This window comes from Actinomycetota bacterium (assembly GCA_012837825.1).
Taxonomy (GTDB): Bacteria; Actinomycetota; Humimicrobiia; order Humimicrobiales; family Humimicrobiaceae; genus Humimicrobium.
The window spans coordinates 1-7,318 of record DUQM01000004.1; the positions used below are offsets into that span (position 1 = coordinate 1).

Below are 7,318 nucleotides of genomic sequence, written 5' to 3' on the forward strand. Positions count from 1 at the left end.
AATATATTGACAATTATATATTTAACTATTATTATTAGTATCGTTAAATAATTAATAGTTTTTTTGACAACATATTTAAATAATTTCTTAATAGAGGCGCAGATTTACATTTCATTAATTTGGGCACCTGAAATGTAAGGAGCTAGTGGTGCAACCGGCTATTATTTTTGTTTTATAAGACATTATTTTGTCTCTTATAGCCATTTAGCCTCTGAGTTAAATGGCTTTTTTTATTGAGTAAATTTTATTGAGTAAAAAAATAAAAAAGGTAGGAAAAAATGAAGGCAAAAATCCAAAAAGTAAAAAATTTATCAATCCTTATTTCTGTTGCAGCAATACTGACATTATTGCTCATAAGTTCCGCAGGCTTTATGGCTCCAAAAGGCAGTATAGAAGTACAGGGAAAATCAACTTTTAACAAAAACAGCAGTTCGGGTTCAGTTATCGCAAAAGAAGCTGCTCTTACAGAATATGAAAATCATGTAGCAGCATTAATTAATAATATCAGAGTAGAAAATGGTCTTGCTCCTGTTGCAGCAGACGGTGCGCTTACCGATGTTGCAATAGCAAGAAGCCAGGACATGATAAACAGAAATTATTTTTCACATTACACTCCTGAAGGCACAAACGTATTTAACTTTTTAAGAGGAGCAGGAATAAGATACAGATATGCCGGCGAGAATCTTGCGCAATGCCAGCCGGCTTCCATAGGCTCACCTGAGGCTTTCGTGGATGCATGGATGAACAGCCCTTCCCACAGAGCAAACATACTAAGAGCACAGTATGGAAAAATAGGAGTATCGATGGTTGAGACTGAAGGCAGAAGAGTTGTAACAACCGTTTTCACAAATTAATTAAATAATTATTTTAGATTTTTAAAATATATAAGTTTCGCAAATAAACACATGAAAAAAGAGAGAAAATGAGAGTAATTAAGAGCAAGTGAATTGGACGCCTGCCTTACTCAATAAAAACAGTCTCCCTGTTCGGGGAGGCTGTTTTTATTTTTAATATGCTTTATAAAAAGATATCAGATCAGTCAGATGTGATTAGATCAGATGTGCAGTTTGGACATTTCACAGCTTTTACATTTATTGATGAATAACAATACGGGCACTCTTTTGTTTCTTCGGGTTTTGCTTCTTCTTTCTTTCTGAATCTGTTCATAAGTTTTATTATCCCAAAAATAACAAAGCTGATAATGATGAAACTGATTAGGGTATTTATGAATAATCCGTAATTTAAAGTAACAGCTCCCGCTTCAGCAGCCGAACTGACTGTATTGTATGGAGAAGGTGTCGAGCCTTGCTTTAAAACAATAAAGAAATTGGCGAAATTTACTTTGCCAAGCAATAATCCTATGGGAGGCATTATGATATCATTAACTGCAGAATTGACAACTGCTCCAAAAGCTACTCCAATTACTATTCCTATTGCCATATCAATTACATTGCCTCTTAAAATAAATTCCTTAAACTCCCTTATAAATCCCTTTTTTTTAACGGTTTTTTTATCTTTGCTTTCCTTTTCCACCTTATTTCTCTTTCAATAGTTTGTTAATAAAAATCATATAAATAAAAAAATTCAGATTTTACAGATAAGTTTGAACCGGTAAAAATCATATCCGTTTCCCCAAGTCCATCCCCCTCCCTGAATTATTTCGGAGAAATCCGGAAAACTTTGAAGAGCTAAAAAGTCCAATACCGGGCATTAGACTTTAGTGTTAAAGAATTAGTCACTGTTAAGTCTTACGTCGTCTTCTGTCTATGCCGTTTATACGGTAGTATTCGGCCTTGTTTGCATACATCAGTTCGTCGGCCAGGGCTGAAATTTCGTCAAAAGAGAGTTCGGGGTATTCAACCGAAGCTACAAATCCGTAAGAAACTGCAAGCTTTTTGACCATATTGCCCTGCCAGGAGGCAACCTCTGCATCAAAGCGGCTCAACATTATATGAGCCTCTTCCACACTCTCATGTATAATTACCGAAAACTCATCTCCGCCAGTGCGGTATATCTTGGAATTTTTGTCGAAAGCAATTTTCATGCATTGAGCAGCGCCTCTCAGCAGTTCATCGCCGGCAGCATGACCCAGCTTGTCGTTGCACTCTTTAAGCCCGTTGATGTCCAAAGAAACCAGTATCAGGTCCTCTTTTTCTTTTCCGGCCTTTATGAGCAACACATCCTCTTCATAGGCCCTTCGGTTATAAAGCATGGTAAGGGAATCCATATAGGCCATATCGGTAACCTTATCGAATGCACGGCGGCTTCTCCTGTATTGCCTTAATCTTATAAACAGGTCTATAAATATTGAAAAAAATATTACTAACACAGCCATAACCAAAAATTTATTTCGCAGATTAACGGTTCCGGCAGTTATGAGGCTGTTGTCTATGGCGTTAATTACGTACCAGCCGCTCTCGTCAATTCCCTGAAAATATATAGTCCTCTTGACTCCGTCATAGTCGGAGATAATCACACCCTGCTTATTTTCTTTTATCGCTTCAACTATTTTGGGATAATCAGAAAGACCCGCACTGTCCAACCTGCGAGGGGTGTCATCATAGTAGAAAGAATCCTTGTCGGGATGAATTATAACCCCCATATCAGAGTCCACAATGAAGACATAGGAGTTTTCGAGCGTAGAATCATCGGTAAAAAGCTCCACAAGAGAGTCTACAAACACATCTAATGCAAGCACGCCTATCATATGCCCGTCGCGCATGACGCGCTTTGACAGGGTTATTACAAGACGTCCGGTGTCAGGGTCAATGTAAGCCGTTGAATATATTACATCGTCGGTATTAATTGTCGCTGTGTACCATTGGCTCTGTCTGTAATCAATGTCCGGATCGTCGACAAGATTGTCATAGTCCGTTCCGGCCGCCATTATGTTATCAATTGAGGTAAAATAAATATCGTACACATAAGGGTCGTCATTGCTCTCTAAAAAATTCGCCAAATAGTCCTGAAGTTCCCGACGGTTCATCTCTTTGCTGGCAATGGCAAAACACTGATTTTCAAGAATCAATCTGTTTTCCCAAAACCAATGCATGGATGCATGCGCCTTTGTGTCTGTTATGAGTTTGTAGTTGAACACCGCCAATTCGTTTATGGTTTTGGAAGAAATCGAAAACGACACCTGTGCCATAACCACCATGCACAGTGCAGTTATAATAAGGGCGATGACAATGGAACGCAGAAATAAGGGTTTTGCGGATTTTTCACCTTCATTTTTCATGTACTGATGGATCTCCTCGCTAAAAGATACCTTATTATATCACATATATCGCGCTTTTTTAATATGCAAATTCAGGATTACAGGCAAAAGAAAGAATTTGATGTGCCAGGCACAGTTTTTCATTTAAAAAGGGCTCCCCTCTCCGCAATCTCCGGCGACGACCAAGGGGAGATAGACAAACCGGGCCATGCAGCCACTCCGGAGATAGTTGTAAAGACAAGGTTTTTGGAATAAACAGCAATGAATTCCAGGCTACTGAAAGGAAAGTGTAAAAAAATATGACAAAACAACCAAAGGTCAATCAGACAATGATGACAATGTTTCAATTATTGATACATTTCCCATAATAAAGCTGCAAAAGGGTTTGGTTATAATCCCCGTCCTGTCAAGCAACACATCAACACAATCAGCTGTCTTAAGGAAACAGAGCTTATATAAATTAAATATATAAATATAAATTATTCCTGTTATTCAAGTGTAAATAAAACAGTAACTGTTATCATTACTTCTTTTTCAATAGTTCCGGTATCATAAGCTCCATAATCAGAAACTTCTGTAGAATTAACCGGAAGAACCTGAACCACGCCCATATTGGCAGTCTTTATGGTTCCTATTTTTTTATCAGTGCCTTCTGCAATCTTCTGCGCTCTGGCCTTTGCATCCTTTACAGCATCAGCCAGCAGATTGATTCTCAGTTCAGGAAGATTGGATATGAAATACTGCAAATTGCTTATCGAAAATATTACACCTTCATCAACAAGTTTCTGAATATTTTTTGAAAGATCTGTAAGTTTTTGTACTTCCTCTGACTGTATTTCAACATACTGCCTTAATATATATTCTTTTGCAGCATTTGGATCATACATAAAAGGTGCATCCATATATACCGGGGAGATGCTTATGGAATTTTCATTAAATCCCGCTTCCTTAAAAAACTGCTTTACTATATCTTCATCTCTTTTCATCTGGGAATATCCGGATTTTAAGTCATCTGCAGGCATATTCCTTGAAAATGATGCACTGAATTTTGCAATATCAGATGTTACCTGCTGTTTAACAGAACCGGTGACCCACATCGTATTTTCCTGTGCTCTTGTTTTGTAAAAGAACATGGAAAAAATCAGTATCCCTATTATGAAACAAGCTCCAACAATAATACCGAAATATATTATTTTATTATTTTTTTCCATTTTTCCCTTTCGCAGTTTGTGTTTTATAATTTTCTCTTACTGATTTCATGATAGGTTTTATTTTATCACCGGATTTTCACTTTTACTATAATAGAATCCGGTTTTTATATAAAAAAAATACGAAACTTTTAAAAGAAATAAAAATTAAAATCAAATAAATGTTCCATCAGAATCTTTATGCCAATTAATATGAGTATTGCTCCCCCCACTATTTCTATCTTGCCCCTAAGGAATCTTCCGGCTTTATTGCCCAGATAAAATCCGGCAAAAGATAATAAAAAAGCAAATGCCCCTATGGCAATGATTGATACAAGGAGAGAAATATCCATTATCCCAAAACTTATCCCTACGGCAAGCGCATCAATGCTTGTTGCAACTGACAGTATGAGAAGAGTTTTGTTGTTTATGATATTTTTCTCTTTATTTTCTTTTTCTTCGCCTTTAATGCCTTCATATATCATTTTTATCCCTATAGCAGCGAGCAGGGCAAATGCAACCCAGTGATCAAAACTGGAAATCAGATTTTTAAATCCATACCCGGCCGCATAACCTATCAGAGGCATGATCATCTGAAACAAACTGAAAAAAGCCGCTATCTTAAGTGCATATTTTAATCTTGTTTTTATATCCCTGCAGCCGATACCGCCTGCAATCGAAACTGCCAGACAATCCATTGCAAGACTTGCTGCTATAAAAACTATCTGGATCATTTGACTACATCCGCCTGTATCCACAAATATTAATAGATAATAAGATAAACAAATTAATAATATATGGTAATAATATATGGTAATTTCAGATAATTTAAAAATTATTTTTTACAGTCTTTTATTTTTTTCATCAAATATTATTATGATGTTAAAATTACACGGCCTGCACAGTCAGTTAATATTCGTTTTTAATAAAAAATTATTTTAAGTTTTATAAATACATACTATAATTTTGATAAAGGAAATAATCATTGAAAGGAGAATCCATGGAAGTAAAAATATTGTATGCCCCATCATACAGCATGGCAAATGTCAAGCTTTCACCGGGAGAAAATATACAGGTTGAATCCGGTTCAATGGTAAGCATGAGTTCGGGAGTTAATATAGAGACCAAAGCGGCAGGCGGTTTTATGAAAGCGCTTGGAAGATCCCTTCTGGGCGGAGAATCTTTCTTTATGAACACATTTACAGCTCCTCCTGAAGGTGGAGAGATAAACATAGCACCTGCATTACCGGGCGATATGTTCGTAGCGGATATTGCCGGTGAAACAATGCTTATTCAGTCAGGTTCTTACTGCGCTTCTTCACCGGGAGTAAACATTGATACAAAATGGGGCGGCGCAAAATCTTTCTTTGCATCAGAAGGCCTGATACTGCTGAAGGCTAGTGGCCAGGGAAAGGTCATTCTGTCAAGCTATGGCGCGATACATGAGATTGTACTGGGTGCCAATGAAAAATATATTGTTGATACCGGTCATTTCGTGGCTTTTGAAGAAAAACTGGGATTTCAGGTTAAAAGAATAGGTGGATTAAAGTCAACTCTTCTTAGTGGTGAAGGACTTGTAGTAGAGCTCACGGGTCCCGGAAAAGCACTGATCCAGTCAAGATCAATTGATGCATTTTTAGGCTGGCTAATGCCAAAATTGCCAAAAAAATAATAATTAATCGTGACAAGCAGCTTAAAATTGATTAGGACATTTAATTCAAGAATTGAAGCGGAACTAACAAAAGGCTTTCTTGATGCCGGCGGCATAAAAAGCATAATAATGTCTGATGATGCGGGAGAGATGTATCCTTCAGCACAATTATACTGGGGGGTTAAACTTTTTGTTAAAGAACAGGATTATGATACAGCCGTTAATCTTATTGACTCTCAAATCAGTTAAACCTGAAAACCAGCTGTCCGCAGGCTGCACTGATATCCGAACCAAATTCATATCTCTGGGTAACATTGATTTTTTGTTTCATCAGGACACTCTTGAATGAATTAATTGTATCGAAAGAAGGCTTTGTATAAATGCCCTTTCCGTTAAAAGGAATGATATTTACAAAGCCTTCTATGTCTTTTATTTTACCTGAAAGTTCAATAGCATGTTCCTCTTTATCGTTTATATCCTTTAAAAGCACATATTCAAACATTATTCTCCTGCCTGTTTTTTCAAAATAATATCTTACAGAATCAAGTATTTCGTTCAATGGATATTTTGAGGCACCAGGCATTATAAGTTTTCTTATCTCATCATTAGGCGCATTAATGGAAAGCGCAAGATTTAACTGCAGTCCTTCATCAGCAAGATTTTTTATTCCTGTCGGTATCCCCGATGTCGAAACTGATATTTTTCTCTGGCCTATATTAAAAAAATGCTTATTGTTTAAAATTCTTATCGCTTCCATCGTGTTCTCATAATTAATCAGCGGTTCACCCATGCCCATAAAAACAACATTTGTAATTCTTTTATTTTCTTTACCTAAAACCCTCTGAAAAAATACAAGCTGCGCCAGTATTTCATACGAATAAAGATTTCTGATAAAACCGGTTGCTGCAGTGGTACAGAACAGGCAGTCCATTACACATCCTGCCTGGGATGAAACACATACGGTATTCCTTCCATCCTTGTGCCTGAGCAATACAGACTCAACTAATATTCTGTCCTCAAATTCAATAACTGCTTTAAGGCAATCCGTCCTCCCCGAATCAATTATTTTTCCATTTACCTGGAGACTGAAGTTCTCTTTAAGTTTTTTTCTTAATTTTAGAGGAAGATTTGTCGCTTTCTCCCAGTCATCGATAAGCTTTGAATATGCTTCAGTTAAAATCTGTGTATACCTGTAAGAAGGTTCGTTTTTTAATAGTTCAATTATATTATTGTTAGACATATTGAAACCTTTTATAATTAATT

Annotated in this window: 10 protein-coding genes and 1 riboswitch; of the genes, 5 read left to right on the plus strand and 5 right to left on the minus strand. The window is 36.7% G+C overall.

Annotated elements, in window-relative coordinates:
- Positions 1–83 precede the first annotated feature (83 nt).
- Positions 84–169: riboswitch (cyclic di-GMP riboswitch) on the plus strand.
- Positions 170–278: 109 nt separating this feature from the next.
- Positions 279–854 carry a hypothetical protein gene (locus GXZ93_00365; GenBank protein HHT78248.1) on the plus strand — a complete coding sequence of 192 codons (576 nt, stop codon included), beginning with the start codon at positions 279–281 and terminating at the stop codon, positions 852–854.
- Between the two features lie 181 nt (positions 855–1,035).
- Here the strand turns inward: GXZ93_00365 and mscL are convergent, their stop codons facing one another.
- The gene (gene mscL, locus GXZ93_00370; protein ID HHT78249.1) at positions 1,036–1,485 is read right to left on the minus strand and encodes a large conductance mechanosensitive channel protein MscL; all 450 of its coding nucleotides are present in this window, start codon (positions 1,483–1,485) and stop codon (positions 1,036–1,038) included.
- A 256-nt stretch (positions 1,486–1,741) separates the two neighbouring features.
- Complete coding sequence (locus GXZ93_00375) at positions 1,742–3,052, minus strand: diguanylate cyclase (GenBank protein ID HHT78250.1); 1,311 nt, start codon at positions 3,050–3,052, stop codon at positions 1,742–1,744.
- A gap of 37 nt (positions 3,053–3,089) precedes the next feature.
- On the opposite strand from GXZ93_00375, the gene GXZ93_00380 reads away from it, so the two are divergent.
- Both GXZ93_00380 and GXZ93_00385 read left to right on the plus strand, forming a co-directional pair.
- A complete protein-coding gene (locus tag GXZ93_00380; protein ID HHT78251.1) occupies positions 3,090–3,245 on the plus strand; it encodes a hypothetical protein in 156 nt (51 codons plus the stop codon).
- 56 nt (positions 3,246–3,301) lie between these two features.
- Complete coding sequence (locus tag GXZ93_00385) at positions 3,302–3,472, plus strand: hypothetical protein (protein ID HHT78252.1); 171 nt, start codon at positions 3,302–3,304, stop codon at positions 3,470–3,472.
- Positions 3,473–3,705: 233 nt separating this feature from the next.
- Here the strand turns inward: GXZ93_00385 and GXZ93_00390 are convergent, their stop codons facing one another.
- Complete coding sequence (locus GXZ93_00390; GenBank protein HHT78253.1) at positions 3,706–4,428, minus strand: SIMPL domain-containing protein; 723 nt, start codon at positions 4,426–4,428, stop codon at positions 3,706–3,708.
- A gap of 128 nt (positions 4,429–4,556) precedes the next feature.
- Positions 4,557–5,138, minus strand: a complete 582-nt coding sequence (locus GXZ93_00395; protein ID HHT78254.1) for a manganese efflux pump — start codon at positions 5,136–5,138, stop codon at positions 4,557–4,559.
- 266 nt (positions 5,139–5,404) lie between these two features.
- On the opposite strand from GXZ93_00395, the gene GXZ93_00400 reads away from it, so the two are divergent.
- On the plus strand, positions 5,405–6,076 hold the full coding sequence (locus tag GXZ93_00400; protein ID HHT78255.1) for a TIGR00266 family protein: 672 nt from the start codon (positions 5,405–5,407) through the stop codon (positions 6,074–6,076).
- A 27-nt stretch (positions 6,077–6,103) separates the two neighbouring features.
- Positions 6,104–6,304 carry a DUF2007 domain-containing protein gene (locus GXZ93_00405; GenBank protein ID HHT78256.1) on the plus strand — a complete coding sequence of 67 codons (201 nt, stop codon included), beginning with the start codon at positions 6,104–6,106 and terminating at the stop codon, positions 6,302–6,304.
- Here GXZ93_00405 and rlmN read toward each other — a convergent pair.
- A complete protein-coding gene (gene rlmN / locus GXZ93_00410) occupies positions 6,297–7,295 on the minus strand; it encodes a 23S rRNA (adenine(2503)-C(2))-methyltransferase RlmN (GenBank protein HHT78257.1) in 999 nt (332 codons plus the stop codon). The two genes, GXZ93_00405 and rlmN, sit on opposite strands and share 8 nt — an antisense overlap.
- Between the last annotated feature and the right edge of the window lie 23 nt (positions 7,296–7,318).